The sequence below is a fragment of the Variovorax sp. Soil_C_33 genome (genome assembly GCF_057656935.1).
Map to the genome: position 1 here is coordinate 71,058 of NZ_JBDGJK010000009.1, position 26,933 is coordinate 97,990.

Below are 26,933 nucleotides of genomic sequence, written 5' to 3' on the forward strand. Positions count from 1 at the left end.
GTCCATGCCCTCATGGCTCGGCCAGGGCCGGTGCCCCGCTGGCGCGCACCATGCGCTTGAGCTCGGGCAGGCAGGAGCCGCAATTGGTGCCGCATTTCAGTGCGCCCTGCAGTGCGGCGAGGCGATCGCTCTCCGAACCCGAAGCGGCCGCCAGGCGCTCGCCGATGGCGGTCTGCGTCACGCCGAAGCAACTGCAGATGACCTTGCCGCGCGCCGTCACGCCTGCCGGGGCGGCGGCGCCGGGCTTGAGCAGCTGGCGGCCATAGGCCTGGGCGGGCAACTGGTCCTGCAGCAAGGTCTTGATCCAGGCCTCTGCGCGCGTGTCGCCGGCCAGCAGGAAGCCTTCGAGATGCGCATCCTGGCCTTCGCGCACCAGCCGCGCCGCGCGCCGCTGCCCGTGCTTGGCATCGGCATAGCGCAAGGTGTCGGCGCCGCCGAGCCCCAGCAGGCCTTCGATGCGGGTGAGCACGTCGTTGGAAGGCGCGTCGTAGGCGGCCGCGCGAAAGAGGATGCCGGTGCGTTCCGGCCCGCTGCCCTCCAGGGCGCCGCCGGTTCCGAACGGCACGCAGCTGGCAAAGGGGAAGGACAGCATCAGTGCGCGCAGGGCCTCGCGGATGTCCAGGGACGCGTCCTGCGGCAGCCAGGCGAGCGCCAGCAAGGACCAGGGCAGTTCGGCCTTGAGGATCTTGACGGCCGCGTGCTTGAGTTCCGGCTGTTTCGAATCGGGGCAGAAGACCGGCGTCGTGAGCGCATTGACGCCGGCCAGTGGCTCGCCGGTGCTGGAGCGGCCGCTGAGGTATTCACCGCCCCAGTGCATGGCGATGAAGGCCTGGCTCATCCCCACCTCGGCACTGGCCGCGACGGGCAGCACGATCGATCCGCGCCGCGAGGTGACGTGCACCAGGTCGCCCTCCTTCAACTGGCGGCGCGCCATGTCCTGCGCGTGCATCTGCACCGTCGGCTCCGCCATGTGGCCGAACAGGCGGCCCAGCGTCCCGGTGCGGCTCATGCCGTGCCACTGGTCGCGCAGGCGGCCGGTGTTGAGCGAGAACGGAAAGCGTGCCTCGCGGGCTTCGGCCACCGGCTTGTAGGCGACGTCGGCGAAGCGCGCACGGCCGTCGGGCGTGGCGAACACGCCGTCTTCGTAGAGGCGCGCGCGGCCGGTGGTCTCGCCCTCGCGCAGCGGCCATTGCCGCGGCGCAGCCTCGAGCATCGCGTAGCTCATGCCGGTGATGTCGAGATCGCGGCCGCGCGTGGATTCGCGATGCTCGTTCCAGATCGCTTCGGCGCTCGAATAGGGGAACAGCGTGTTCGCGCGCGCCAGCCGTGCTTCGAGCCGGCGCGCGAAATCCATCGCGATGGCCCAGTCGTCGCGCGTCTCGCCCGGCGCCGCGACGGCCGGGCGCACGCGCGAGACGCAGCGCTCGCTGTTGGTGACGGTGCCGTTCTTTTCGCCCCAGGTGGTGGCCGGCAGCAGCAGGTCGGCGAAGTCGCAGGTGGAGGTGGTCGAGAAGGCTTCCTGCACCACCACGAACTCGCAACGTTCGAGCGCGCGGCGCACGGTTGCCTGGTCGGGCATCGACTGCGCGGGATTGGTGCAGGCGATCCAGAGCGCGCGGATCTCGCCGTCGGCGGCGGCCTGGAACATTTCGACCGCGGTCTTGCCGGGCTTCTCGGGCACCGAGGGCAGGCCCCAGAGCGCGGCGACCTCGGCGCGATGCTGCGGGTTGGCGAGGTCGCGGTGCGCCGACAGCAGGTTGGCCAGGCCGCCCACTTCGCGGCCGCCCATCGCATTGGGCTGGCCGGTCAGCGAGAAGGGGCCGGCGCCGGGCCTGCCGATCTGCGCGGTCGCCAGGTGCAGGTTGATCAGCGCTGCGTTCTTGGCGGTGCCCGACGAGGACTGGTTCAAGCCCTGGCAATAGAGGCTCAGCGTCGCGGCCGAGGTGGCGAAGAGGCGTGCGGCCGTGAGCAGATCGTCCTTCGAGATGCCGCAGACCTGCGCCACGCGATCGGGCGTGTAATCGCGCACGGTGGCCTTGAGCGCCTCGAAGCCGCTGGTGTGGGCGGCGATGTAGCGCGCATCGGTCCAGCCTTCCCACAGCATCAGGTGCAGCATGCCGTTGAAGAGCATCACGTCGGTGCCCGGCTGGATCGCCAGGTGCAGGTCGGCGATCTCGCAGGTGTCGGTGCGGCGCGGATCGGCCACCACGATCTTCATCGCCGGGTTGGCGGCCTTTGCGTCCTCGATGCGGCGGAACAGGATCGGATGCGCCCAGGCCGTGTTGCTGCCGGCGATGAACAGGCACTCGGCGTGCTTCAGGTCGTCGTAGCAGGCCGGCGGCGCATCGGCGCCCAGCGTCTTCTTGTAGCCGGCCACCGCGCTGCTCATGCACAGGCGCGAATTGGTGTCGATGTTGTTGGTGCCGATCAGGCCCTTGGCCAGCTTGTTGAAGACGTAGTAGTCCTCGGTGAGCAACTGGCCCGAGACGTAGAAGCCGACGGCCTCCGGGCCGTGGTCGTTGATGACCTGCGCGAACTTGTCGGCGGCCGTGTCGAGCGCAATGTCCCAGCCGACGGCCTCGGGCGCCGCACCGCGCTCGGCACGCCGCATCGGCTGCAACAGCCGCGTCTGCCGCGTGACCGCCGCGCTGGCCGTCAGGTGCAGGGTCGAGCCCTTGGTGCACAGGCGGCCGAAGTTGGCCGGATGCTCCGGGTCGCCGCGCACGCCGGTGATCTGCGCGCCATCGGACTCGATGACCACGCCGCAGCCCACGCCGCAGTAAGGGCAGGTGGAACGGGTTTCAACCATGGCAGGCTAGATCTCTTCCATCGTCGCGGCTATATGCCGTGCGGCGCCTGCACGTCGAAGCTCTCGTCGCCCAGCTTGCCCGCCGTTGCAGCGCCGGGGCCGGCGCGAGGTGGAGCCAGGTCGAGCGCCAGCGTGGCCAGTTCGCGCGCGTCCAGCATGACCTGCTCGCCTTCCACCTTGCACGCGAAGCGCGGCGTGCAGCCTTCGTCGGGCGATTTCGCGCAGCCGTCGTCCAGGCCGATCGCCCAGTTGTGCAGCGGACAGGCCACGCTGGTGCCGAACACGATGCCCTGCGACAGCGGCCCGCCCTTGTGCGGGCAGCGGTCGAGCAGCGCGAACACCTGGTTCTCGGCATTGCGGAATACCGCGACGTCCACGCCCACCGGACGCGCCACGCGGCGCGCGCCGAGCACGGGGATGTCGTCGACGCGGCAGATGACTTTCCATTCGCTCATCGGTGTTTTCCTTTTTTTCAAGCCGGCTGGGCGGCGTTGTCGACGACGGCCACGGGCGTGAACTGCCGCACGTCGACCGAGGCCTGGCTCGATTCGAACCACGGGTCCGGTTCGCCGTCGAGCGCGAACTGCAGCCGCTCCCACAAGGCCTTGCGGCCTTCGGCGTCCTCGAGGATCTTCTTCTTGACGTAGTCCAGGCCCACGCGGCCGATGTAGTGCACCGTGCGCTCCAGGTACCAGCCCTCTTCGCGGTAGAGCTGCAGGAAGGCGCCCGCGTACTCCATCACTTCCTCGGAGGTCTTGACCTTTACGAGGAACTGCGCCACCTCGGTCTTGATGCCGCCGTTGCCGCCGACGTAGAGTTCCCAGCCCGAGTCGACGCCGATCACGCCCACGTCCTTGATGCCGGCCTCGGCGCAGTTGCGCGGGCAGCCCGAGACCGCCAGCTTGACCTTGTGCGGCGAGTACATGGCCCAGAGCGCGCGCTCGAGGTCCTTGCCCATCTGCGTCGAGTCCTGGGTGCCGAAGCGGCACCACTCGCTGCCGACGCAGGTCTTCACCGTGCGCAGCGACTTGGCGTAGGCAAAGCCCGAGGGCATGCCGATGTCCTTCCAGACGTTCTCCAGGTCTTCCTTCTTCACCCCCAGCAGGTCGATGCGCTGGCCGCCCGTGACCTTGACGGTCGGGATCTTGTACTTGTCGGCCGCGTCCGCGATGCGGCGCAGCTCGTCGGGCGTGGTGTGGCCGCCCCACATGCGCGGGATCACCGAGTAGGTGCCGTCCTTCTGGATGTTGGCGTGGCTGCGCTCGTTGATGAAGCGGCTCTGCGGATCGTCCTTCGCCTCCTTGGGCCAGGTCGAGATCAGGTAGTAGTTGACGGCCGGGCGGCAGGTGGCGCAGCCGTTGGGCGTGCGCCAGCCGAGGCCGCGGTACACCTCGTCGTGCGTGAGCCAGTGCTCCTTGCGGATCGCGTCGCGCACGTCCTGGTGGCTGGCGTCGGTGCAGCCGCAGACCGCCTTCTTCTTCGGCGTGGCCGAGTAGTCGCCGCCGGCGGTGAACATCAGGATCTGTTCCACTAGGCCGGTGCAGGAGCCGCAGGAGGCGCTGGCCTTGGTGTGCTTCTTGACCTCTTCGAGCGTGAACAGGCCCTTGTCCTTGATCGCCTTGCAGATGGTGCCCTTGCTGACGCCGTTGCAGCCGCAGACCTCGGCGTCGTCGGGCATGCTGGCCGCCTTGCTGTGGCCTTCGTGGCCGGTGTCGCCGATGTTGGATTCGCCGAACATCAGCTTGTCGCGGATGTCGCTCACGCTGCGGCCGTCGCGCAGCAGCTTGAAGTACCAGCTGCCGTCGACCGTGTCGCCGTAGAGGCAGGCGCCGACCAGCTTGTCGTCCTTGATCACCAGCTTCTTGTAGACGCCGCCGAAGGGATCGCTCATCACGATCTCCTCGGTGCCTTCGCCGCCCATGAACTCGCCGGCGGAGAACAGGTCGATGCCGGTGACCTTGAGCTTGGTCGAGGTCAGCGAGCCGAGGTAGCGGCCGATGCCGAACTGCGCCAAGTGGTTCGCCGCCACCTTGGCCTGCTCGAACAAGGGCGCCACCAGGCCGTAGGCGATGCCGCGGTGAGCCGCGCATTCGCCCACCGAATAGATGCGCGCGTCGGTCACGGTCTGCATGGTGTCGGTGACCACGATGCCGCGGTTGCAGTGCAGGCGCATCTTCTCGGCCAGCTCGACGTTGGGGCGGATGCCCACGGCCATCACGACCAGGTCGGCCGCGACTTCGGTGCCGTCCTTGAAGCGGATGGCATTGACGCGCCCCTCATCGTTGCCGACCAGCTCCTGCGTCTGCGCGCCGATCAGGAACTTGAGGCCGCGGTCCTCCAGCGACTTCTGCAGCAGCTTGCCCGCCACGTCGTCGAGCTGGCGCTCCATGAGCCAGGGCATGACATGCACCACGGTCACGTTCATGCCGCGCAGCATCAGGCCGTTGGCCGCTTCCAGGCCCAGCAGGCCGCCGCCGATCACCACCGCGTTCTTGTGCGTCTTCGCGGTCTCGATCATGTAGTCGGTGTCGGCGATGTCGCGGTAGGCGATCACGCCCTTCAGGTCCTTGCCGGGCACCGGCAGCATGAAGGGATTGGAGCCGGTGCACATCAGCAGGCGGTCGTAGGCGGCCTCGGTGCCGTCCTCGGCGCGCACGATGCGCTTGACGCGATCGACCTCGACCACCTTCTTGCCGGCATGCAGCGTGATGTTGTTCTCGGCATACCACTCCCAGCTGTTGAGCACGATCTCGTCGACCGTCTGCTCGCCGGCGAGCACCGGCGACAGCAGGATGCGGTTGTAGTTGGGATGCGGCTCGGCGCCGAAGACGGTGATGTCGTAGAGATCGGGCTCGATCTTCAGCAGCTCTTCGAGCGTGCGCACGCCGGCCATGCCGTTGCCGACCATCACGAGTTTCATCTTCTTCATGGGGTGGGACCTTTCAAGCAAAGAGGGGGCTCGCGGCTTGCGCGGACAATCGCGCGCCATGAGCTTCGAAGTAGAGATCGGCTACAGCAGCCACCGCGGGCCGCGCCCGCAGAACGAGGACTTCGCCGGCGCGGTGCATGCGCCGCGCGGCGAGGAGTCGCGCGGGCTGATCGCGGCGATCGCCGACGGCGTTTCTTCGGGCGGCCACGGGCTGGAGGCGGCGCAGACCACCGTCATCGGCCTTTTGGGCGACTACTTCGCCACGCCCGACACCTGGGAGCCGACGGTCGCGATGGACCGCCTGATCGCCGCCCAGAACGCCTGGCTGGCCGATCACAACCGGCGCCGCCGCCAGGACAGCGCCATGACCACGCTGACCGCGCTGGCCTTGCACGGGCAGAGCTACACGCTGGCCCACGTGGGCGACACGCGCGCCTGGCGCGTGCGCAAGGACGAGGGCGCGGCCACGCAGTTGAGCGTCGACCATGCGCTGGACCATCCCGACCTGCGCAGCCGCCTGACGCGCGCGGTGGGCCTGGACGACCATGTGCGCGTCGACTACATGCAGGGCGAGCTGCGCATCGGCGACTGCTTCGTGCTCAGCACCGACGGCGTGCACGGCGTGCTGAAGCCCGCGCGCGTGGCCGAGCTCGCGCTGGCCACCAATGCGCAGCAGGCCAGCGACGCGCTGGTCGACGCCGCCATCGCCGCCGGCACCCGCGACAACGCCACCGCGCTGGTCATCCGCGTGCTCGGGCTGGACGCGCGCCAGCTGCACGACGAGCTGGGCGATGCGCGCCGCCTGGATCCGCCCGCGGCCCTGAAGGTGGGCGAGGTGCTGGACGGCTACGCGATCACCGCGCTGGTGGCCGACACCGGCGTGCATCGGCTCTACCAGGCCCGCCACGCGCAGAGCCGCGCGTTGGTCGCGCTCAAGACCCTGCATCCTTCGCGCGCCAGCGATCCCGAGGAGCGCGCCATGCTGGCGCACGAGGCCTGGCTGGGCCTGCGCGTGGGCGGCCGCGGCGAGCCCGGCTTCGTGCGCGTGCACGAACGCGCACCCGAGGCCAGCGCGCTCTACACCGTGTTCGACTGGCATGGCGGCCGCACCGTCGAGCAGATGCTGCGTTCCGGCACGCGCCCGAACGTGGCCGAGGTGGTGGCCGCCGCGGTCCAGATCTGCAAGGCGCTGGGCCGGCTGCACCGCCACGGCGTGGTGCATCGGGACATCAAGCCCGGCAACCTGCACCTGGGCGACGACGGCTGCTGGCGCATCCTCGACCTCGGCGTGGCGCTCTCGGGCCGGGAGGGCGGGGCGCAGCGCGAGCTGCATGCCGGCACGCCCAGCTTCATGAACCCCGAGCAATGGGAGGGCGCCGTGCCCGATGCGGGCAGCGACCTGTTCGCCCTCGGCGTGGTGCTGTACCAGTGGCTGGGCGGGCGCTTGCCCTACGGCGAGATCGAGCCCTACCAGATCGCCCGCTACCGGCGCGACCCTGTGGCGCTGTCGCGCATCCGGCCGGACGTGCCGATCTGGCTCGACCACTTGGTGCGCAAGGCGGTGGCGCGCGATTCGCGGCAGCGCTTCGAGACTGCCGAGGAAATGCTGCTGGCCCTGGAGCGAGGCGCGGCCCGCCCCGTCGGCGCGCCGACCGCCACGCCGCTCGCGCGGCGCGATCCGGCCCTGCTGTGGAAGATCGCGCTGGCCGCGTCGCTGCTCTTCAACGCGCTGCTCGTCTACTGGCTGCTGTTCCTGCCGCGCTGAGCGCAGGAGGGGGAGGGGGCGACGCATGGTCGTCAACGTCCGGCGCTGCGGCGCAGCGGCCGAACCGGCCGGTCGCCCTCGTCGGCCGGATCGGCCGGTACGCTGCGCGCGCGGCCGCCCTTTTCGGCCCAGGTCCGCGTCCAGCGGATCTGCATGACCCGCATCACGCCCAGCATCACCAGGGCCAGCACCGCGAACAGCATGAAGCCCCACATGTAGGTGCCCAGATACTGTTTCGACAAGCCCATCGCATTGGGCACCAGGCCGCCGCCGAGGGCGCCGATCTCGCCGATCATCGAGCCGGCTACGGCCGTGGTCGTCGGCCAGCGCAGCGGCACCAGCTGGAACAGCGCGCCGTTGCCCGCGCCCAGGGCTGCGAAGCACACCATCAGCAGCAGCGTGGTGATCGCGAGCGAGCCGGATGAGAGCCCGATCAGCGCCAGCGAGACCGCCGACACCACCAGCACCAGCGTCAGCGTGTTGACGCCGCCCCAGCGGTCGGAAATCCAGCCGCCCATCACGCGCACCGCGGCGCCCATGAATGCGGCCAGCATCGTCAGCTGGCCCGCCTGCACCTTGCTCACGCCGAACTGGTCGTGGTAGTAGGAAGGCAGGAAGGTGGTGAGGCCGATGAAGCCGCCGAAGGTGATGCCGTAGATCAGGCTGAAGGCCCAGCCGTCCTTCTCGAACAGGCAGGCCATGTGCTCGCGCAGGCTGGCATGGCTGTCGACGTCCGGCGGCTCCTGGGCGAACAGCACCATCACAGCCATGGGCACCAGGATGGCCACTGCCGCCACGCCGTAGACGGCCTGCCAGCCGAGCCACTGCGCCAGCGGCGGCGCGACCAGCACCGACAGCGCCGTGCCCACGTTGCCGGCGCCCACCAGACCCATCGCCAGGCCCTTGTTCTGCGGCGGGAAGGAGCCCGAGCCCAGCGACAGGGCGACGCCGAAGCTGGCGCCGGCGATGCCCAGCAGCACGCCCATGGCCAGCAGGTCGTTGAAGCTGTGCACCATGAAGAAGCCGAACAGCATCGCCACCGCGATCAGCCCCATCTCCACAAGCGTGGCGTTCTTGCGCCCGATGTACTGCGACAGGATGCCGAGCGGAAAGCGCATCAGCGCGCCGGCGATGATCGGGATCGACAGCATCAGCCCCTTCTGCGCCGGGTTCAGCTGGAAGGCCTCGCTGATGAAGGGTGCCATCGCGCCGTTCAGCACCCAGATGCAGCACGAGAACATGAAGTAGAAGAAGGCCGCAAAGAGGGTGGGTGCGTGCCCGGAGCGCAGGAATGACTTGAAGCTGGACATGGCGGTGGCAATGCGAAAAGCATCCGCACGGCCGTGGCGCGGCTGCGTGGATGGGCGATGAATAGGAGTTTCCCGCCGGGCGCCGGCGGGACGGATGGGTGGCGAGCGAGCCCCTGCCGGGACCCGGGTCGGCGTGCTGGCCGAGAACTTCACCAAAGCGGTGCTTCGTTACACCGCGACCTTCGTTACGCAAGACGCGTGCCTGCCGCCAAACGCGCGCTTCGCCTATGCTGCGCTCGCCCCCCTTGTTCGCGATCCAACTTCCATGATTCGACTCTTGCTCGTCTTGCCCGACTCCGATGCCGAGGCGCTGAGCCCGATGCTGGCGGGCGCGGACGGCGTCGCCATCGGCTTCAGCACCTGCGACACGATGGTGCAGGAGGCCGCGATGCTCGCACCGCAGCAGGTCCTGATCCACAGGCCCCCATCCATCCCCGAGCTGCAGGCTGCGCTGCATGCGTGGGCCGGTGCGCCGCCGCATCCGGTCGTGGTGGTCAGCGGGCCGCTGTCGCCAGAAGTGCATGAGGCGCTCGTCGAGCTGGGCGTGCACGCCTGGGCGTGCGCCGAGACCCTGGATGCGCAGGGTCTGCGCGCCGTGCTGGCGCGCGCGCAGGCGCGCTGGCAGCGCGAGGCGGCGCTGCGCGACACGCTGGCGCGCTCGCTCGCCCACCTCGACGAGCGCAAGTGGGTGGACCGCGCCAAGGGTCTCCTGATGTCGGCCCGCGGCATCGGCGAGGACGCCGCCTTCGGCCTGCTGCGCGGTGCCGCGATGCATGCCAACCTGCGGGTCGGCGAACTCTCGCGCTCGGTGGTCGAGGCGGCCCAGTGGGCCGAGGCGATCAACCGTGCCGGGCAACTGCGCATGCTCTCGCAGCGGCTGGTGCGCCTGGCGGCGCAGGCGCTTGCAGATGTGGATGCGCGGCGCAGCCGCGCCTTGCGCGCGCAGTCGGTCGAGCGGGTCAAGGACAACCTCGATCACCTGGCTTCCCTCCCGCTGGATCCGAGCTCGATGCAGGCGCTGGCGGCGGTGCGCGCGGCATGGGATGCCATGGATGCGGCGCTGACCTCGCGGCTGTCCGCGGCCTCGCTGGCCGCCATCGACGCCAGCGGCGAAGAGCTGCTGATCGCGGCCGAGGCGCTCACCGACGTGCTCGAGTCCTCCGCCGGCCGCAGGGCCTTGCGCATCGTCAATCTCTGCGGGCGGCAGCGCATGCGCGCCCAGCGGCTGGCCAAGGACGCGCTGCTTGGCGCGATGCTGCCCGAGGGCGCGTGGAGCGCGCGCCTCGCGCCCACCATGGACACCTTCGAGTCCTCGCTGCTGGAGCTGGAGCGTGCGCCGCTGAGCTCGCCCGAGATCCGCGAGGCGCTCCACGGCGCCCGCGACGAATGGCTGCGGCTGGTGCGCGGCGTGCGCCAGGCCGACCGGGCCGAGGGACGCGCCGATCTGGTGCGCGCCAGCGAGGTGCTGGCCGACACCTTCGACCGGCTCACCGCTTCATATGAACACAGCCTGCAGGTCATCATGTCCTGAGCCGGTGTTCGGCCTGCTCGCTCAGGCCGTGACCTTCTCCACGTGCGCCTGGCGCGTGTAGAGAAAGTCGATCACGGCCTTGCGGGCGTGCACGTAGACGGGGTCTTCCGCGAGCTCGACGCGGTTGCGCGGGCGCGGGATGTCGACTGCCAGCACCTCGCCGATGGTGGCGGCCGGGCCGTTGGTGAGCATGACGATGCGGTCCGACAGCAGCACCGCCTCGTCGACGTCGTGCGTGACCATCACCACCGTGCTGTGCGTCTTCTGCACGATGGCCAGCAGCTCGTCCTGCAGCTTGGCGCGCGTGAGCGCGTCGAGCGCGCCGAAGGGCTCGTCCATCAGCAGCACCTTGGGCTCCATCGACAGCGCGCGCGCAATGCCCACGCGCTGCTTCATGCCGCCGGAGATCTCGCCCGGGCGCTTCTGCGCGGCCGGCGTGAGGCCGACCAGCGCGAGCGCCGCTTCGGTGCGCGCCTTGAGCTGCGCCTTGTTCTCGGTCGAGGCGAACACGCGCTCGACGGCGAGGTAGACGTTCTCGTAGCAGGTGAGCCAGGGCAAGAGCGAATGGTTCTGGAACACCACAGCGCGCTCGGGCCCCGGGCCCTTGATCTCGCGGTTGGCGCACAGCAGCACCCCCTGCGTGGGCGTGGTGAGGCCGGCGATCAGGTTCAGCAGCGTCGACTTGCCGCAGCCCGAATGCCCGATCAGCGTGATGAACTCGCCTTTGGCCACCTGCAGGTTGATGTCGCGCAGGGCGAGGAAGCTGCCCTTGGGCGTCTTGAAGCGCTGTTCGACCTCGTGGATTTCGATGTATTTCTGATCGCTCATGCTTTCACCTCTTCGAACGTGAATGCGGTGGCGATCCGGATCAGCGCGAACTCGAGCGCGAGCCCGACCATGCCGATGACGAAGATCGCGATGATGATGTTGGCGACGTTGAGGTTGTTCCACTCGTCCCAGACCCAGAAGCCGATGCCGACGCCGCCGGTCAGCATCTCGGCCGCAACGATCACCAGCCAGGCGGTGCCGACCGCCAGGCGCACGCCGGTCAGCATGTAGGGCAGCACGGCGGGGAACAGGATCTTGGTGAGAATCTTCCACTCGGAAAGATTGAGCACCCGGGCCACGTTCATGTAGTCGCTCGGCACGCGCTGCACGCCCACCGCGGTGTTGATGATCATGGGCCAGATCGAGCAGATGAAAATGGTCCAGATGGCGGCCGGGTTGGCGCCCTTGAAGACCAGCAGGCCGATCGGCAGCCAGGCCAGCGGAGAGACCGGGCGCAGCAGGCTGATCAGCGGGTTGAACATGCGCGAGAGGAACTCGAAGCGGCCGATCGCGAAGCCGGCCGGGATGCCGACCGCGGCGGCGAGACCGAAGCCGAACGCCACGCGCTGGAGCGACGAGAGCACGTTCCAGCCCACGCCCTGGTCGTTGGGGCCCTTGCTGTAGAAGGGATCGCTGAACACGGCGAGCGCCTGTTGCCAGACGGCGGCCGGCGACGGGAAGCCGGTGGTGCTTTTCAGCGCCACCAGTTCCCAGATCAGCACCAGCAAAGCAAAGCCCAGGATCGGCGGCAGCACGCGCAGCCAGATCCAGCTGAAGTCGCGCGGTGCGCGGGGCGCGGCCTCTTCCCGCACCGCGGGCTCTGCAGGCGGGATGGAGGCGGCCGCTGACTTCCTGGCGGCTGCCGGCGTGGCGAGCTGCCCCTGGGCAGCCTCGAGCGGGGAGTGAAAGACGGCACTGACCATGGCGGGCTCCTCAGGCATTGACCTTGAACGACTCGGCGTACTTCTTCGGATCCTTGCCGTCCCACACCGCGCCGTCGATCAGCTTGCTGCTGCGCATGGCGTCCTTGGGAACGGAGGTCTTGGTCGCGGCTGCAGCCTGCTTGTAGATATCGATGCGGTTGATCTCCGTGGCCACCTTGAGGTAGTCGGGATGCTCCTTCAGCAGGCCCCAGCGCTTGTGCTGCGTGAGGAACCACATGCCGTCGGACAAGTAGGGGAAGGTCGCCGCGCCGTCGTTGTAGAACTTCATGTGGTTCGGGTCGTCCCAGTTCTTGCCCAGGCCGTTGGTGTAGCGGCCCAGGATGCGCTGGTTGATGGCGTCCACGCTTGTGTTGACGTAGCTCTTGTCGGCGATGGTTTCGGCCATCTTGTTCTTGTTCTGCAGGCCGGCATCGATCCACTTGCCGGCTTCGAGAATCGCGGCCGTCACCGCGCGCGCCGTGTTGGGGTATTTCTTGACGAAGTCGCCGGTGGTGCCGAGCACCTTCTCGGGATGGTCCTTCCAGATGTCCTGCGTGGTGACGGCCGTGATGCCGATGCCGTCCATGATCGCGCGCTGGCCCCACGGTTCGCCGACGCAGTAGCCGTCCATGTTGCCCACGCGCATGTTGGCGACCATCTGCGGCGGCGGCACGGTGATGACCTTGGCATCCTTCAACGGGTTGACGCCGTTGGCGGCCAGCCAGTAGTAGAGCCACATCGCGTGGGTGCCGGTCGGGAAGGTGTGGGCGAAGGTGTATTCGCCTTTCTCCTTCGCCATCACCTTGGCCAGCGAGGCGCCGTCGACCGCGCCCTTGTCGGCCAGCTTCTTCGACAGCGTGATCGCCTGGCCGTTGTTGTTGAGCGTCATCAGGATGGCCATGTCCTTCTTCGGCCCGGCGGTGCCGAGGTGCACGCCGTAGATCAGGCCATAGAGCACGTGAGCGAAGTCGAGCTCGCCATTGACCAGCTTGTCGCGCACGCCGGCCCAGCTCGCTTCCTTGCTCGGCACGATCTTCACGCCGTATTTCTTGTCGATGCCGAGCACCGAGGCCATGACGACGCTGGCGCAGTCGGTCAGGGGGATGAAGCCGATCTTGACTTCTTCCTTTTCGGGCTTGTCCGAGCCCTGGGCCCAGACGGCTGCGCGCAGGGCGGGGTCGAGCCCGACTGCGCCGATGGCGGCGGCTTGCAGCACGCGGCGGCGATTCAACTTCGGTTTCAGCACATCGGTCATGGGGCGAGCTCCGGAATGAAAAAGACGAAAGGCACAAAACAAAAAAAGGCGTCCCGACCGCGCAGGGGCCGCTCGATGTCGAGCCCTGCGGGATGGGGACGCCTTTGTCCGGTTCGGTGGGTCGCACCCGCCGTTGGATGCCACCTGCCAGAAGACCCTTGCAGGTCTATGCAGGTTTCTTTAGCAAACTGCGTGCCAGCAGTTCATGGAGATGGGTTGCTATCAAATCGATAGCTTCGGAAGCCTGTACCGTGAGCAAAGGGCGCCGGATCCTTTGAACTGCGATCGAAGCACAGTTGTTGTGCAGTGCACCAATTCAGGTGCGAGGCGCCCGGGATGCCGGCTCGCGGGGCAGGTATTCGGCCATCGAAAGCACCGATTCGGCGACATCGACCAGCCTGCGGTTCTGGCTCATGGCCGTCTGGCGCAGCATCTTGTGTGCCTCCTCCTCGCTGATGCGGCGATGCGCCATTAAGAGGCCCTTGGCGCGTTCGACCAGCTTGCGCTCGTTGAGGGCCGCGCGCACGGTGTCGAGCTCGTCGCTCATCGCCTGCAGGCGATGCGACTGCTCTTGCACCATCTCCAGAATCGATCGTTCGAGCTGCCGGCCGTAGGGGGGTGCGGCGGCGATGGATTGCGAATGAGGCGGCGAGTCGGCGACAGGCTGCTCGTCGAAGAAGGCTGCCGCCGGTGCGCCTGCCTCGCGCGCCAGCTTGGCCAGCAGCGCGTCGTGAGCTTCCAACTCGGCTCGGGCCTGACTCGTTTTTTGTTCGCAGGTCCGGCGCAGGTCGGCGGCCAGGCGCTCTTCGACCGATTGCATGGCGTCGATGCGCCGGCTGCAGCAGTCGAACCAGGTCTGGCTCAGCTCGGTATCGAGCGCCACGCCCGCAGGTGCTGCGCAGGCGATGCGGCGCAGCCGTTCCTGCTCGGCCGACGGCGCGGCGGACTGGCCGGCGCGCCAGAGCTCCGCCAGGTCCGTGCCCGAGAACTCGGCGAAAACCTGGAAGCAGCGCTCCTGCGATTCGATCAGATGCAACCACTGCTGCTGGCGCGCGCTGTCGTTGTAGCCCGAGGCGAAGGCCGCCGCGCCGCAGGCGCGCTCCTGGCCGGCGAACTCCTTGCCTTGCATGAAATTGAACATGGCCACGAGCTGGCGAGAGATTTCCGGATCGGTGGCGCCGTCCGCGGCTTCGAACACGACCGCGAGCAGCCCGGCGACCAACTTGACGAAGGCGGCCGTTGCCTCGGCGGGGCTGAGCTCCAAGGCACCGACGCGGCGGCGCAGCTCGGGCAGCGCCTCGAGGCCCGGCAGCACCCAGGCGATGCGGCTGAACAGGCGCGCACCGTTGCCGATGCGGCCGGCATCGGCCTCGAGCTGATCGAACGAAAGGCGCACCGCTTCTTCTGCGCGCAGGCATTCGGCGATCTGCTCGCTGCGTTGCGAGGCGAAGCGCTGGCCGCGCGAAGCCAGCAGCACGTTCGAGATGCCGCGTTCGCGCTGCAGCGCATGGACCAGGCGGCCGATCGTGCCGACCAGCGCACTGGTGCGGGCGAGCTGCTCCAGTGCGTCGATTTCGCAACGCAGCGCGGCAATCAGAAAGCTCAGTCCGGATTTCATCATGGATGCGATGGCTGCAGAGCCATCCTAAGGACATGCAGCAACATCCGTGCCCCGATACCGTGCGCACCCTACACTCGTCGCATGTTTGTATTGGGAATCGAATCGTCGTGCGATGAGACCGGCGTGGCCCTGGTCGAGTCCGGCGCGAGCGGCTTGCCGCGCTTGGCCGCACATGCGCTCCACAGCCAGATCGCGATGCACCAGGCCTACGGCGGCGTGGTGCCCGAGCTGGCCAGCCGCGACCACATCCGGCGCGTGCTGCCCCTGGCGCAGACAGTGCTGTCCGAGGCCGGCCGGGCGCTGGCCGATATCGACGTCGTCGCCTACACGCGCGGGCCCGGGCTGGCCGGCGCGCTGCTGGTGGGCGCGGGGGTGGCCTGCGCACTGGGCGCGGCGCTCGGCAAGCCGGTGCTGGGCGTGCATCACCTGGAGGGCCACCTGCTGTCGCCCTTTCTCAGCGCCGATCCGCCCGAGTTCCCCTTCGTCGCGCTGCTGGTCTCTGGCGGTCACACGCAACTGATGCGGGTCGACGGCGTGGGGCGCTACGAGCTGCTCGGCGAAACCATCGACGATGCAGCCGGCGAAGCTTTCGACAAGAGCGCCAAGCTGATGGGCCTGCCCTATCCCGGCGGCCCCTGGCTCGCCAAGCTGGCAGAGCAGGGCGATGCCGCGGCCTTCAAGCTGCCGCGGCCCCTGCTGCACAGCGGCGATCTCGACTTCTCCTTTGCCGGCTTGAAGACGGCGGTGCTGACCCAAGCCAGGAAGCTCGGTGCCGAGCTCGAAGCGCGCAAGGCGGATCTGGCCGCCTCCACGCAAGCGGCGATCGTCGACGTGCTGCTGAAGAAGTCGCTGGCCGCCATCGAGCGGACGGGGCTGGACCGTCTGGTGGTGGCCGGCGGCGTGGGCGCCAACCGGGCTTTGCGCGAACAGCTCGATGCGGCATGCGCAAAGCGCGGGGTGCGCGTGCACTACCCCGAACTGCATCTGTGCACCGACAACGGTGCCATGATCGCGATGGCCGCCGCGATGCGCCTGCAGGCCGGCCTGGGGCAGACGAGCGAGCGCTATGCCTTCGACGTCAAGCCGCGATGGCCACTGGCTTCCCTCTGCGCGCCGGAGCCGCGGTTCGGGTAGTCGCGCGCTTCTTGCCGTGCGAGGGCAGCGGCAGCACCTCGAGCACCTTGCGCCAGAGTTGCGACCACTGCGGCCAGTCGTGACCGCCTTCGGTGGTGAACACGCGCCCGGCAGGCAAGGCCTCCGCCAGCAGGCGGTGATTGGCCGCAAAGCGGTCGGCAAGGCCGAAGCCCAGGTACAGCGGCGGCAGGCCCTTGGCGGGCTTGGAGGCTGCGTACTGCTGAAGCCAGGGCCAGAGCTTGCGATCGACCTCCAGGTCCGGCGGCGGGCCTTCGGGCGCCTTCCAGGCGCGCAGGCCGCCGGCCTTGTGGATTTCGGCGCCGAGCGGCCGCCGTCCGAGATAGGGGGCCAGCGCCACGATGCCGTCGACGGCACCGGGCTTGGCCAGCTCGTGGATCAGGGCGCCGAAACCGCCGATCGAGATGCCCACCAGCCAGATCGACTTGTAACCCGTTGCACGCTGCGGCTGGAGGATGTCGTGATGCAGCCGCTCGATGAAGGTCTGGTCGTAGTAGTACGACACGTCGGCGTCGACGAGCAGAGCGTCGGCCGCCAGATCGCGCTCCCTGACCGCGCTGATGAAGCCCTCGCGCTCGAACTCCTCAGGCTTCAGGAACGCGCCCGGCAGGAACACCAGCAAGGTGTCCGACCGTGAATCGTCGTGAGCAAGCTTCAAGTGCGTTTTCATGGCGCTTTGTCGAGCGCCCGAGACTTTTTCCTGCTGCCGCAGTCAAGGTATCGAACGCAAATTAAGAGGAAAGCATTTGAAAAAAACGCCACAAATGCGACGTTTTCTTGTGCTTATTTTGAGTTCAGAAATGAAACGGGCCGGCAACAAAAAGTTACCGGCCCGTTTACCTTTATTGCCTCTTCTTGGCTTCTGAAACAACTTCGTATCAGTTGATAGTGAGCTGCGCGACGTTGCTCACGGGGACCAGCTTGCCCAGCTTCAGAGTCAGGACGCCGTTTTCGAGCTTGGCTTCGCTGGTGGCGGCATCGATGTCCTGCGGCAGTTCATAGGCAGCCTTGAATTGGCGTTTTGCATCCGCCTTGCTTTCGATGCGAACCACGGCACCTTCGATGCCGATCGTCAGGTCTTCGCGCGAGAAGCCCGGAACGTCCAGCGTCAGCGTCCAGGTCTTTTCGTCCTGTTCGACATTGAGCGAGCGGCGCGCGGCGGCAAAGGCATCGTTCACGAAGCGCTCGAGGCTCTGGTCATATGCGCGCGGCACGAAGCGGGCGGTGCGAATTGCGGGTGCAAAAAACATGATGGGAACTCCTGAATGAACACAATGGGGACAAGAATGTGTGTCCCTTACACTGCGCGGCGTTTCAATCAACACAAGTGCCGCTTGCCACCTCATCTAGGCGCGGCGGGAGGCGTTTCAAGATGAGTTTTTCCAGCTTTATTTGGCGCCGCAAGGCCTTGAAATTCGCCGCTCTGGCGCTATGCGCGGCGGCGTTCGCGCCGGTGCATGCTCAGCCTGTGCCGCCGCCGATCCGGCTCGCGCTGATCGAGAGCGTGAGCGGGCCGTTCGCCAACACCGGCGAAGCGGTGTTCCGCAACCTGCTGTGGGCTGTCGAGCGCGTGAATGCGCGCGGGGGCATCAAGCTGCCCGGCGGCGCCCGGCCGCTGCAGCTGGACCGCTACGACAGCAAGGGCCAGAACGAAGAGGCGTTGTCGGCGCTGCGCGCGGCCATGGACGACGGCGCGCGCATCGTGCTGCAGGGCAACTCCTCGGCCACGGCCGCCGCGCTGGTGGATGCCATCGAGAAGAACAACGAGCGCGACCCGTCGCGCCGCGTGCTGTTCCTCAACTACTCGGCGGTCGATCCGGCGCTCACCAACGAGCGCTGCAGCTTCTGGCACTTTCGCTTCGATGCGCACGCCGACATGCGCATGACCGCGCTGATGGACGTGCTGAAGAACGACGCCGCGCTCAAGCGGGTCTACCTGATCGGGCAGGACTACAGCTTCGGCCAGGCGGTGCTGCGCGAATCGAAGCGGCAGCTCGGCGCGCTGCGGCCCGACGTGCAGATCGTCGGCGACGAGTTGCATCCGATGGGCCGCGTGAAGGACTTCGCGCCCTACGCCAGCAAGATCCTCGCGAGCGGCGCTCAGGCCGTGATCACCGGCAACTGGGGCAACGACCTCACGCTGCTCGTGAAGGCAGCGCGCGAGGCGGGTTTCAGCGGCAGCTTCTACACCTTCTATGGCAATGCGCTCGGTGCGCCGGCGGCCATCGGCGACGCCGGCATCGGCCGAGTGGTTGCCGTGGCCGACTGGTTGCCGAATGTGCAGACGCGGGAATCCGAAGTCTTCTACCGCGCCTTCCGCGAGCGCTTCCCCAAGCCGGCCGAGGACTACGTGCACATGCGCATGCAGTTGCTGGTCGAGTCGCTGGCGCAGGCGATCGAACGCGCCGGCAGCGTCGAGACGGTGGCCGTGGCGCGCGCGCTCGAAAAGGCCGAGGTCACGCTGGCGGGCCAGAGCGGCCGCATGCGCGCCGCCGATCACCAGTTTCAGCAGAACCTGGTGGTCGGTGTGATGGACAAGCAGGGCACACCCGGCGTGAAGTTCGACGTCGAAGGTTCCGGCTACGGCTTCCGCGTGGTGAGGACAATCCCTGCCGAACGGGCCGAGATGCCCACCAGCTGCAAGATGCAGCGCTCCTGACCTCCAAGGAACAAGCCGATGCGCGAAGCCATCCACAACCTCGAAGCCTCCAAGATCCGCGAGGTTGCCAACGCCGGCCTGGGCCGCAGCGACGTGCTGGCCTTCTGGTTCGGCGAGAGCGACGAAGTGACGCCCGAGGTGATTCGCCAGGCGGCGATCGATTCGCTGCAACAAGGAGAAACCTTCTACGCTCACAACCTGGGCCTGCCGGAATTGCGCGAGGCCGTTGCGCAGTACATGAGTGCCCTGCACCCGGCGATCGAGGCCTCGCGCATCGCCATAACCTCGGGCGGCGTCAACGCGCTGATGCTGGCGGCGCAGGCGCTGGTCGATGCGGGCGACGAGGTGGTGGCGCTCACGCCCGTGTGGCCCAACCTGACGGCGCAACCTGCGATCCTCGGCGCGCGCGTGCGTTCCGTGCCGCTGGTGCCGAAGGCAGGACAATGGACGCTCGAGCTCGACGCGTTGCGCGCCGCGATCACCCCGGCGACGAAGCTGCTCATCGTCAATGCGCCGAACAACCCGACCGGCTGGACACTGACGCGCGCCGAGCAGCAGGCGATCCTCGATCATTGCCGGCGGACCGGCACCTGGATCCTGGCCGACGAGGTGTACGAGCGGCTGTACTTCGACCCCACGCCGAAGGGATGCGCACCCAGCTTCCTCGACATTTCGGCGCCGGACGACCGGCTCGTCGTCGCCCACAGCTTTTCGAAGAGCTTTCTCATGACCGGCTGGCGCCTGGGCTGGCTGGTGCTGCCGCCGGCGCTGATGGATGGCATGGGCAAGCTGATCGAATTCAATACCTCCTGCGCGAGCGTGTTCACGCAACGTGCCGGCATCGCTGCGCTGGCCCACAGCCAGGAAATCACGCCGCGCGTGGTCGCCCACCTCAAGGCCTGCCGCGACACGCTGGTGCCCTTGCTCGCCGACATTCCGGGCATCGAGGTGGCGCCCGCGCGCGGCGGCATGTACGCCTTCTTCAGGCTCGAGGGCTTCGATGATTCACTGGCGCTGGCCAAGCGCCTGGTGGCCGAAGCCGGGCTCGGACTCGCGCCGGGCAGCGCCTTCGCACCCGAGGCGCAGGGCTGGCTGCGCTGGTGCTTCGCCTCGAAGGACCCGCAGCGCCTGGTGCAGGGGGTCGAGCGGCTCAAGACCTGGCTGGCAGCCCGATAGCACCCCGGAGGAAGGAGGGCGCGCACGACACGAAGTGCGCGAAGCCTCCGGGCGGGCTATAATCCCAAGGCTTTGCATGCCGCAAGGCGCACGGCGGGTGCAGTTCCAGCGCCCGCCGCAAGTCAAACATCCCGGAACAGGAAAATCATCAAATGATCGCAGCCTCCATCAAGGCGGAAGTTGTCAAGGACAACGCCCGCGCCGCCAATGACACCGGCAGTCCCGAAGTGCAAGTCGCACTGCTGACCGCCCGTATCAACGAACTCACCCCGCACTTCAAGACGCACGCCAAGGACCACCATGGTCGCCGCGGCCTGCTGCGCATGGTGAGCCGCCGCCGCAAACTGCTGGACTATCTCAAGTCCAAGGACGCCGACCGCTACACCGCGCTGATCGCCAAGCTGGGTCTGCGCAAGTAAGCCGAATCGCATGCAAGAACGCCTGGGTTAGTCCGCTAGCTCAGGCGTTTTTTACTTCGGAGCCGCCAAAACAGAGCGAAGCTGTGTCATTCCAACGAAGTTCCCCTCGAATTTCTCTGGAATGGCATCGTGTTCTGGAAAGCGCTCCGGCCCCGCGGGACCTGTGACTGCCACAGCAAACCCGCTATCAAAACAGGAGCTAAACATGAGCCTCTTCAACAAAGTCACCAAGACCTTCCAGTGGGGCGGCAAGACCGTCGTCCTGGAAACCGGCGAAATCGCCCGCCAAGCCAGCGGCGCCGTGATCGTGGACATCGAGGGCACCGTGGTGCTGGCTACCGTGGTCGCTTCCAAGACCGCCAAGCCGGGCCAGGACTTCTTCCCGCTGACCGTCGACTACATCGAGAAGACCTATGCCGCCGGCAAGATCCCCGGCAGCTTCTTCAAGCGCGAAGCCAAGCCCAGCGAGCTCGAGACGCTGACCTCGCGCCTGATCGACCGCCCGATCCGTCCGCTGTTCCCTGAAGGCTTCTTGAACGAAGTGCACGTGGTGATCCACACGCTGTCGCTCAACCCCGAAGTCGATGCCGACATTGCCGCCATGATCGGCGTGAGCGCCGCGCTGTCGATCTCCGGCATTCCCTTCAGCGGCCCGATCGGGGCCGCGCGCGTGGGCTACATCAACGGCCAGTACGTGCTGAACCCGGGCCAGACCGAGCGCAAGGATTCGCAGATGGACCTGGTCGTCGCCGGGACCGAGGCGGCCGTGCTGATGGTCGAGTCCGAAGCGCTGCAGCTGAGCGAGGAAATCATGCTCGGCGGCGTGGTGTTCGGCCATGAGCAGGCCAACATCGCGATCAACGCGATCCACGAACTCGTGCGCGACGCCGGCAAGCCGGTGTGGGACTGGCAGCCGGCCCCCAAGGACGAAGTCTTCATCGCCAAGGTCAACGGCCTGGCCGAGGAAAAGCTGCGCGCCGCCTACCAGATCCGCAGCAAGCAGGCCCGCACGCAGGCCCTGCGCGAAGCCACCGCCGGCGTGATGGCCGCGCTCAAGGATGGCGGCGAGCCCTTCGATGCCGCCAAGGTCGAAGGCCTGCTGTTCGACATCGAAGCCAAGATCGTGCGCAGCCAGATCCTCTCGGGCGAGCCGCGCATCGACGGCCGCGACACGCGCACTGTGCGCCCCATCGAGATCCGCAACGGCGTGTTGCCCCGCACCCACGGCTCGGCCCTGTTCACGCGCGGCGAAACCCAGGCGCTGGTCGTGACCACGCTCGGCACCGAGCGCGATGCGCAGCGCATCGACGCGCTGGCCGGCGAGTACGAAGACCGCTTCCTGTTCCACTACAACATGCCTCCCTTTGCCACCGGCGAAGTGGGCCGCATGGGCTCGACCAAGCGCCGCGAAGTCGGCCATGGCCGCCTCGCCAAGCGCGCCCTGGTGGCCTGCCTGCCGACCAAGGAAGAGTTCCCCTACACGATCCGCGTCGTGTCGGAAATCACCGAGTCGAACGGCTCCTCGTCGATGGCTTCGGTCTGCGGCGGTTGCCTCTCGATGATGGATGCCGGCGTGCCGATGAAGGCGCACGTGGCCGGCATCGCGATGGGCCTGATCAAGGAAGACAACCGCTTCGCCGTGCTGACCGACATCCTGGGTGACGAGGATCACCTGGGCGACATGGACTTCAAAGTGGCCGGCACGACCAACGGCATCACTGCGCTGCAGATGGACATCAAGATCCAGGGCATCACCAAGGAGATCATGCAGGTCGCGCTGGCGCAGGCCAAGGAAGCGCGCATGCACATCCTGGGCAAGATGCAGGAAGCGATGGGCGAAGCCAAGGCCGAAGTCTCCAGCTTCGCGCCGCGCCTGTTCACGATGAAGATCAATCCCGAGAAGATCCGCGACGTGATCGGCAAGGGCGGCTCGGTGATCCGGGCGCTGACGGAAGAGACCGGCACGCAGATCAACATCGACGAAGACGGCACCATCACCATCGCTTCGACCGATCCGGCCAAGGCCGAAGAGGCCAAGAAGCGCATCGAGCAGATCACGGCGGAAGTCGAGATCGGCAAGACCTATGAAGGCCCGGTCACCAAGATCCTCGACTTCGGCGCGCTGATCAACCTGCTGCCGGGCAAGGACGGCCTGCTGCACATCAGCCAGATCGCGCACGAACGCGTCGAGAAGGTGACCGACTACCTGAGCGAAGGCCAGATCGTGAAGGTCAAGGTGCTCGAGACCGACGAGAAGGGCCGCGTCAAGCTGTCCATGAAGGCGCTGACCGAGCGTCCGGCCGGCATGGAATACAGCGAGCGCCCGCCGCGCGAAGACCGCGGCGAGCGTCGCGAGCGCGGCGATCGCCCGCCGCGCGGCGAGCGCGCACCGCGCTTCGACAACGCCGAACGCGGCGAGCAAGCCGGCGAGCAGGCAGTGGCGGTCGAACAGGACCAGCGTCCGCAAGAGCCCAACGGCGGCGACCGCCAGGCCTGAGAGGCAAGGGCGGTGACGCCTTTGCCGTCAGTTCACCGTGCGTCCGCTCGTGAGGGGCGGGCGCTGCAGCGGAGAAAAGAATGAAAGCCATTGAAATCACTTCGTACGGCGCCCCCGAGGTGCTGCGCGTGGCCGAGCGTCCCGCGCCGGTCGCGGGTGCGGGCGAATTGCTGATTCGCGTGGCCGCGAGCGGCGTGAACCGTCCCGACGTGCTCCAGCGCACCGGCAACTATCCGGTGCCGCCGGGCGCTTCGGATCTGCCGGGGCTCGAGGTCGCGGGCGAGATCGTTTCGGGCGATGCCGCGGCGATGCACGAGGCCGGGCTTGCGGTCGGCGACCGCGTGTGCGCGCTGATCGCGGGCGGCGGCTATGCGGAGCTCTGCGTGGCGCCGGTGGCCCAGTGCCTGCCGGTGCCCAAGGGATGGAGCGATGCGGAGGCAGCGACCCTGCCCGAAACCTTCTTCACCGTGTGGAGCAACGTGTTCGACCGTGCGCGCCTGCAGAACGGCGAGACGCTCATGATCCAGGGCGGCTCGAGCGGCATCGGCGTCACGGCCATCCAGCTCGGCAAGGCCTTCGGCGCGACGGTGATCGTGACGGCCGGCAGCGACGACAAGTGCGACGCCTGCAAGAAGCTCGGCGCCGACCACGCGATCAACTACAAGACCTCCGATTTTGTCGAAGAGGTCAAGCGCCTCACCGGCGGCAAGGGCGTCGACGTGGTGCTCGACATGGTGGCCGGCGCCTACGTTCCGCGCGAGATCGAGTGCATGGCCGAAGACGGCCGGCTCGTGATCATCGCGGTGCAGGGCGGCACGAAGAGCGAATTCAATGCCGGCCTGGTGCTGCGGCGCCGGCTCACGATCACGGGTTCGACCCTGCGTCCGCGGCCGGTCGCATTCAAGGGCGCGATCGCGAAGTCCTTGCGCGAAAAGGTCTGGCCGCTGCTCGAAAGCGGCGCCGTCAAGCCGGTGATCCACAGCACCTTCGCCGCACAGGGCGAGCCCAGCGGCGCGGCGCAGGCTCATGCCTTGATGGAATCGAACCAGCACATCGGCAAGATCGTGCTGACCTGGTGAACGGGACAGACATGACGACGAAGAAAAAACTCATCGCCGGCAACTGGAAGATGAACGGCAGCCTCGCGGCCAACGAGGCGCTGGTGAAGGCGCTGCTGCAGGGCGTCGGCACGCCTTCGTGTGATGTCGCGGTGTGCGTTCCGGCACCCTACCTGGCGCAGGTGCAGGCGCTCGTCGCCGGGTCGCCGATCGCATTGGGTGCGCAGGATGTATCGGCCCAGCCGCAAGGCGCATTCACCGGCGAGCAATCGGCGGCGATGCTGAAGGATTTCGGCGTCCGCTACGCGATCGTGGGTCATTCGGAGCGCCGGCAGTACCACGGCGAGACGGACGAAGGGGTGGCAGCCAAGACGGCCGCCGCGCTCGCGAACGGCATCACGCCCATCGTCTGTGTGGGCGAAACGCTGGCGCAGCGCGAGGCAGGGCAGACCGAGGAGGTCGTCAAGCGCCAGCTCGCCGCGGTGATCCATATCAATGGCCACTGCATCAGCGAGATCGTGGTGGCCTACGAGCCCGTCTGGGCCATCGGCACCGGCAAGACCGCGACGCCCGAGCAGGCGCAGGCGGTGCACGCCGTGCTGCGTGCGCAACTGCACCACGCGGCGAGCGAACACGCGGCAGGCATTCGCATCCTCTACGGCGGCAGCATGAACGCCGCCAACGCGGCCGAGCTGCTGGCCCAGTCCGACATCGACGGCGGGCTGATCGGCGGGGCCTCGCTGAAGGCGCCCGACTTTTTGCAGATCATTGCCGCGGCACGCTGAGACCAGCGCAGCCGCGAACGAATTTAGGAGTTAGAACGAATGAACGTGGTCCTCAATATCCTGGTGGGCGTACAGATGCTCACCGCACTCGCGATGATCGGCCTGATCCTGATCCAGCACGGCAAGGGTGCCGACATGGGTGCCGCCTTCGGCAGCGGCAGTGCGGGCAGCCTGTTCGGCGCCAGCGGCAGCGCGAACTTCCTTTCGCGCACCACCGGCGTTCTTGCCGCCGTGTTCTTCGCCTGCACCTTGCTGCTTGCCTACTTCAGCCATGCCCGGCCGACGGGCGGCGGCAGCCTGCTCGAGCGCGCCGCGATCGGCGCGCCAGCGCCGGCGCCTGCCCCCGCACCTTCGGGCCCGGCATCGCAGATTCCTTCGGGCAACGCACCTGCTGCGGCACCCGGCGCGGATGCACCGGCATCGGCACCTGCTGCACCGGCTTCGGGCGCTGCGCAGATCCCGACCAAGTGATCCTGTCGTTTTCGATGCGGTCGCCGAGCGAAAACGACTTCATTTCAGGGTAAACTCTAAAGCTGTCCGGAAAGCCAAAACCCTCTCGGGTTCCTCATGCCATCCGGACACACAAAACCGCGGTCGTGGTGAAATTGGTAGACACGCTATCTTGAGGGGGTAGTGGCGAAAGCTGTGCGAGTTCGAGTCTCGCCGACCGCACCAAATCTCGTCGGCAGGAAGCTTCATCTTCCTGTCGGCGTCAAGCGGTAAAAGACCCCGATGAACCTCGATTCCTACCTTCCCGTCCTGTTGTTCATCCTGGTCGGAGTCGGTGTCGGCGTCGCACCGCAGGTTCTCGGTTACATCCTCGGCCCCAACCGGCCCGACGCTCAAAAGAATTCGCCCTACGAATGCGGCTTCGAAGCCTTCGAAGACGCGCGCATGAAGTTCGACGTGCGCTACTACCTCGTGGCGATTCTCTTCATTCTTTTCGACCTCGAGATCGCCTTTCTCTTCCCGTGGGCGATCGCGCTCAAGGAAATCGGTCCGGTCGGCTTCTGGGCCATGATGATTTTTCTCGCCATCCTCGTCGTGGGCTTCGTCTACGAGTGGAAAAAGGGCGCGCTCGACTGGGAATGACAAGGAATCCGCAAAATGGCCATTGAAGGCGTCATGAAGGAAGGCTTCGTCACCACCACCTACGACTCGGTGGTGAACTGGGCCAAGACCGGATCACTGTGGCCGATGACTTTCGGTCTGGCCTGCTGTGCCGTGGAAATGATGCACGCGGGTGCCGCGCGTTACGACATCGACCGCTTCGGCATGCTGTTTCGCCCGAGCCCGCGCCAATCCGATCTGATGATCGTGGCCGGCACGCTGTGCAACAAGATGGCGCCGGCGCTGCGCAAGGTCTACGACCAGATGCCCGAGCCCCGCTGGGTGCTGTCGATGGGCTCCTGCGCCAACGGCGGCGGCTACTACCACTACAGCTACTCGGTCGTGCGCGGCTGCGACCGCATCGTGCCGGTCGACGTCTATGTGCCGGGCTGCCCGCCGACCGCCGAGGCGCTGCTCTACGGAATCATCCAGCTGCAGCAGAAGATCCGCCGCACCAACACGATCGCGCGTGCCTGAGAAGCGAAAGACGATGACCGACTTTGCCATTTCTCCCGAGGCACTGCAGACCCAGATCACCGAAACGCTCGGCCCCAAGGCCAAGAGCGTCACGCTCGCGCTCGGCGAAGTGACGGTGGTGGTCGGCGCGGCCGACTATCTGGAAGCCGCGACCCTGCTGCGCGATGCGCCAGGCTGCCGCTTCGAGCAGCTGATCGACCTTTGCGGCCTCGATTACTCCGACTACCGCGAAGGCGAGTGGGAGGGCGAGCGCTTCTGCGTGGTGACGCACCTGCTTTCCGTGAGCCTCAACCAGCGCGTGCGCCTCAAGGTGTTCGTGCCCAACGAAGACCTGCCGGTGATCGATTCGCTGACCGGCATCTGGAACGCCGCCGGCTGGTTCGAGCGCGAAGCCTTCGACCTCTATGGCATCGTGTTCGAAGGCCATGACGACCTGCGCCGCATCCTGACCGACTACGGCTTCATCGGTCACCCGTTCCGCAAGGACTTCCCGGTGTCGGGCCATGTCGAGATGCGCTACGACGCGGAGCAGAAGCGCGTGATCTACCAGCCGGTCTCGATCGAGCCGCGCGAGATCACGCCGCGCGTGATTCGCGAAGACAACTACGGCGGATTGCACTGAAACCGAT

General features: G+C 67.3%; 24 protein-coding genes and 1 tRNA gene. 15 read left to right on the top strand and 10 right to left on the bottom strand.

Annotated features, from left to right (window positions below; translation table 11 throughout):
* Positions 1 to 10 precede the first annotated feature (10 nt).
* The 3 genes from AC3A6B_RS15545 to nirB are packed head-to-tail and all read right to left on the bottom strand — an operon-like array spanning position 11 to position 5,738.
* Positions 11 to 2,809, bottom strand: coding sequence for a nitrate reductase (locus tag AC3A6B_RS15545; RefSeq protein WP_487837586.1), 2,799 nt, complete (start codon positions 2,807 to 2,809; stop codon positions 11 to 13).
* A gap of 29 nt (positions 2,810 to 2,838) precedes the next feature.
* The gene (gene nirD, locus AC3A6B_RS15550) at positions 2,839 to 3,264 is read right to left on the bottom strand and encodes a nitrite reductase small subunit NirD (RefSeq protein WP_126836737.1); all 426 of its coding nucleotides are present in this window, start codon (positions 3,262 to 3,264) and stop codon (positions 2,839 to 2,841) included.
* Between the two features lie 17 nt (positions 3,265 to 3,281).
* On the bottom strand, positions 3,282 to 5,738 hold the full coding sequence (gene nirB / locus AC3A6B_RS15555) for a nitrite reductase large subunit NirB (RefSeq protein WP_487837587.1): 2,457 nt from the start codon (positions 5,736 to 5,738) through the stop codon (positions 3,282 to 3,284).
* A gap of 58 nt (positions 5,739 to 5,796) precedes the next feature.
* On the opposite strand from nirB, the gene AC3A6B_RS15560 reads away from it, so the two are divergent.
* Positions 5,797 to 7,503 carry a bifunctional protein-serine/threonine kinase/phosphatase gene (locus tag AC3A6B_RS15560; protein ID WP_487837588.1) on the top strand — a complete coding sequence of 569 codons (1,707 nt, stop codon included), beginning with the start codon at positions 5,797 to 5,799 and terminating at the stop codon, positions 7,501 to 7,503.
* A gap of 32 nt (positions 7,504 to 7,535) precedes the next feature.
* Here AC3A6B_RS15560 and AC3A6B_RS15565 read toward each other — a convergent pair whose 3' ends face one another.
* Positions 7,536 to 8,813, bottom strand: a complete 1,278-nt coding sequence (locus AC3A6B_RS15565; protein ID WP_487837589.1) for an MFS transporter — start codon at positions 8,811 to 8,813, stop codon at positions 7,536 to 7,538.
* Between the two features lie 265 nt (positions 8,814 to 9,078).
* On the opposite strand from AC3A6B_RS15565, the gene AC3A6B_RS15570 reads away from it, so the two are divergent.
* The gene (locus tag AC3A6B_RS15570) at positions 9,079 to 10,344 is read left to right on the top strand and encodes a type IV pili methyl-accepting chemotaxis transducer N-terminal domain-containing protein (protein ID WP_487837590.1); all 1,266 of its coding nucleotides are present in this window, start codon (positions 9,079 to 9,081) and stop codon (positions 10,342 to 10,344) included.
* Positions 10,345 to 10,365: 21 nt separating this feature from the next.
* Here AC3A6B_RS15570 and AC3A6B_RS15575 read toward each other — a convergent pair whose 3' ends face one another.
* From AC3A6B_RS15575 to AC3A6B_RS15590, 4 genes are all read right to left on the bottom strand, one after another.
* Entirely contained in the window at positions 10,366 to 11,172 is an 807-nt protein-coding gene (locus AC3A6B_RS15575) for an ABC transporter ATP-binding protein (protein WP_487837591.1), read from the bottom strand.
* A complete protein-coding gene (gene ntrB, locus AC3A6B_RS15580; RefSeq protein WP_487837592.1) occupies positions 11,169 to 12,095 on the bottom strand; it encodes a nitrate ABC transporter permease in 927 nt (308 codons plus the stop codon). Before ntrB ends, AC3A6B_RS15575 begins: the two co-directional genes overlap by 4 nt.
* 10 nt (positions 12,096 to 12,105) lie before the next feature.
* A complete protein-coding gene (locus AC3A6B_RS15585) occupies positions 12,106 to 13,350 on the bottom strand; it encodes a CmpA/NrtA family ABC transporter substrate-binding protein (RefSeq protein ID WP_487837593.1) in 1,245 nt (414 codons plus the stop codon).
* Positions 13,351 to 13,666: 316 nt separating this feature from the next.
* A complete protein-coding gene (locus tag AC3A6B_RS15590) occupies positions 13,667 to 14,968 on the bottom strand; it encodes a nitrate- and nitrite sensing domain-containing protein (protein ID WP_487837732.1) in 1,302 nt (433 codons plus the stop codon).
* Positions 14,969 to 15,052: 84 nt separating this feature from the next.
* On the opposite strand from AC3A6B_RS15590, the gene tsaD reads away from it, so the two are divergent.
* Positions 15,053 to 16,105 carry a tRNA (adenosine(37)-N6)-threonylcarbamoyltransferase complex transferase subunit TsaD gene (gene tsaD, locus AC3A6B_RS15595; protein ID WP_487837594.1) on the top strand — a complete coding sequence of 351 codons (1,053 nt, stop codon included), beginning with the start codon at positions 15,053 to 15,055 and terminating at the stop codon, positions 16,103 to 16,105.
* Here tsaD and AC3A6B_RS15600 read toward each other — a convergent pair.
* Positions 16,050 to 16,781, bottom strand: coding sequence for an alpha/beta hydrolase (locus AC3A6B_RS15600; protein WP_487837595.1), 732 nt, complete (start codon positions 16,779 to 16,781; stop codon positions 16,050 to 16,052). The genes tsaD and AC3A6B_RS15600 overlap by 56 nt on opposite strands.
* Between AC3A6B_RS15600 and AC3A6B_RS15605 the strand changes: the two genes are divergently transcribed.
* A complete protein-coding gene (locus tag AC3A6B_RS15605; protein ID WP_487837596.1) occupies positions 16,767 to 17,009 on the top strand; it encodes a hypothetical protein in 243 nt (80 codons plus the stop codon). The genes AC3A6B_RS15600 and AC3A6B_RS15605 overlap by 15 nt on opposite strands.
* Here the strand turns inward: AC3A6B_RS15605 and AC3A6B_RS15610 are convergent.
* Positions 17,002 to 17,373, bottom strand: a complete 372-nt coding sequence (locus AC3A6B_RS15610) for an Hsp20/alpha crystallin family protein (protein ID WP_487837597.1) — start codon at positions 17,371 to 17,373, stop codon at positions 17,002 to 17,004. The two genes, AC3A6B_RS15605 and AC3A6B_RS15610, sit on opposite strands and share 8 nt — an antisense overlap.
* A gap of 122 nt (positions 17,374 to 17,495) precedes the next feature.
* Here AC3A6B_RS15610 and AC3A6B_RS15615 point away from each other — a divergent pair, with 122 nt between their 5' ends.
* From AC3A6B_RS15615 to AC3A6B_RS15665, 11 genes are all read left to right on the top strand, one after another.
* Positions 17,496 to 18,782, top strand: coding sequence for a branched-chain amino acid ABC transporter substrate-binding protein (locus AC3A6B_RS15615; protein WP_487837598.1), 1,287 nt, complete (start codon positions 17,496 to 17,498; stop codon positions 18,780 to 18,782).
* 18 nt (positions 18,783 to 18,800) lie between these two features.
* A complete protein-coding gene (locus AC3A6B_RS15620) occupies positions 18,801 to 19,958 on the top strand; it encodes a pyridoxal phosphate-dependent aminotransferase (RefSeq protein ID WP_487837599.1) in 1,158 nt (385 codons plus the stop codon).
* Between the two features lie 152 nt (positions 19,959 to 20,110).
* The gene (gene rpsO / locus AC3A6B_RS15625; protein ID WP_007837783.1) at positions 20,111 to 20,377 is read left to right on the top strand and encodes a 30S ribosomal protein S15; all 267 of its coding nucleotides are present in this window, start codon (positions 20,111 to 20,113) and stop codon (positions 20,375 to 20,377) included.
* A 205-nt stretch (positions 20,378 to 20,582) separates the two neighbouring features.
* Positions 20,583 to 22,874 (top strand): polyribonucleotide nucleotidyltransferase, encoded by a 2,292-nt coding sequence (pnp, locus tag AC3A6B_RS15630; RefSeq protein WP_487837600.1) that lies wholly within the window; start codon positions 20,583 to 20,585, stop codon positions 22,872 to 22,874.
* Between the two features lie 80 nt (positions 22,875 to 22,954).
* On the top strand, positions 22,955 to 23,953 hold the full coding sequence (locus AC3A6B_RS15635) for an NAD(P)H-quinone oxidoreductase (RefSeq protein ID WP_487837601.1): 999 nt from the start codon (positions 22,955 to 22,957) through the stop codon (positions 23,951 to 23,953).
* Positions 23,954 to 23,964: 11 nt separating this feature from the next.
* Positions 23,965 to 24,717, top strand: coding sequence for a triose-phosphate isomerase (gene tpiA, locus AC3A6B_RS15640; RefSeq protein WP_487837602.1), 753 nt, complete (start codon positions 23,965 to 23,967; stop codon positions 24,715 to 24,717).
* Positions 24,718 to 24,756: 39 nt separating this feature from the next.
* Positions 24,757 to 25,188: a preprotein translocase subunit SecG gene (gene secG, locus AC3A6B_RS15645; RefSeq protein ID WP_487837603.1), complete on the top strand. Its 432-nt coding sequence runs from the start codon at positions 24,757 to 24,759 to the stop codon at positions 25,186 to 25,188.
* Between the two features lie 119 nt (positions 25,189 to 25,307).
* Positions 25,308 to 25,392: transfer RNA gene (locus tag AC3A6B_RS15650), tRNA-Leu, on the top strand.
* 57 nt (positions 25,393 to 25,449) lie between these two features.
* Complete coding sequence (locus AC3A6B_RS15655) at positions 25,450 to 25,809, top strand: NADH-quinone oxidoreductase subunit A (RefSeq protein ID WP_028248911.1); 360 nt, start codon at positions 25,450 to 25,452, stop codon at positions 25,807 to 25,809.
* A 15-nt stretch (positions 25,810 to 25,824) separates the two neighbouring features.
* Positions 25,825 to 26,304 carry a NuoB/complex I 20 kDa subunit family protein gene (locus AC3A6B_RS15660; RefSeq protein WP_021008163.1) on the top strand — a complete coding sequence of 160 codons (480 nt, stop codon included), beginning with the start codon at positions 25,825 to 25,827 and terminating at the stop codon, positions 26,302 to 26,304.
* A gap of 13 nt (positions 26,305 to 26,317) precedes the next feature.
* Positions 26,318 to 26,926 carry an NADH-quinone oxidoreductase subunit C gene (locus AC3A6B_RS15665; RefSeq protein WP_214692652.1) on the top strand — a complete coding sequence of 203 codons (609 nt, stop codon included), beginning with the start codon at positions 26,318 to 26,320 and terminating at the stop codon, positions 26,924 to 26,926.
* Positions 26,927 to 26,933: the final 7 nt, after the last annotated feature.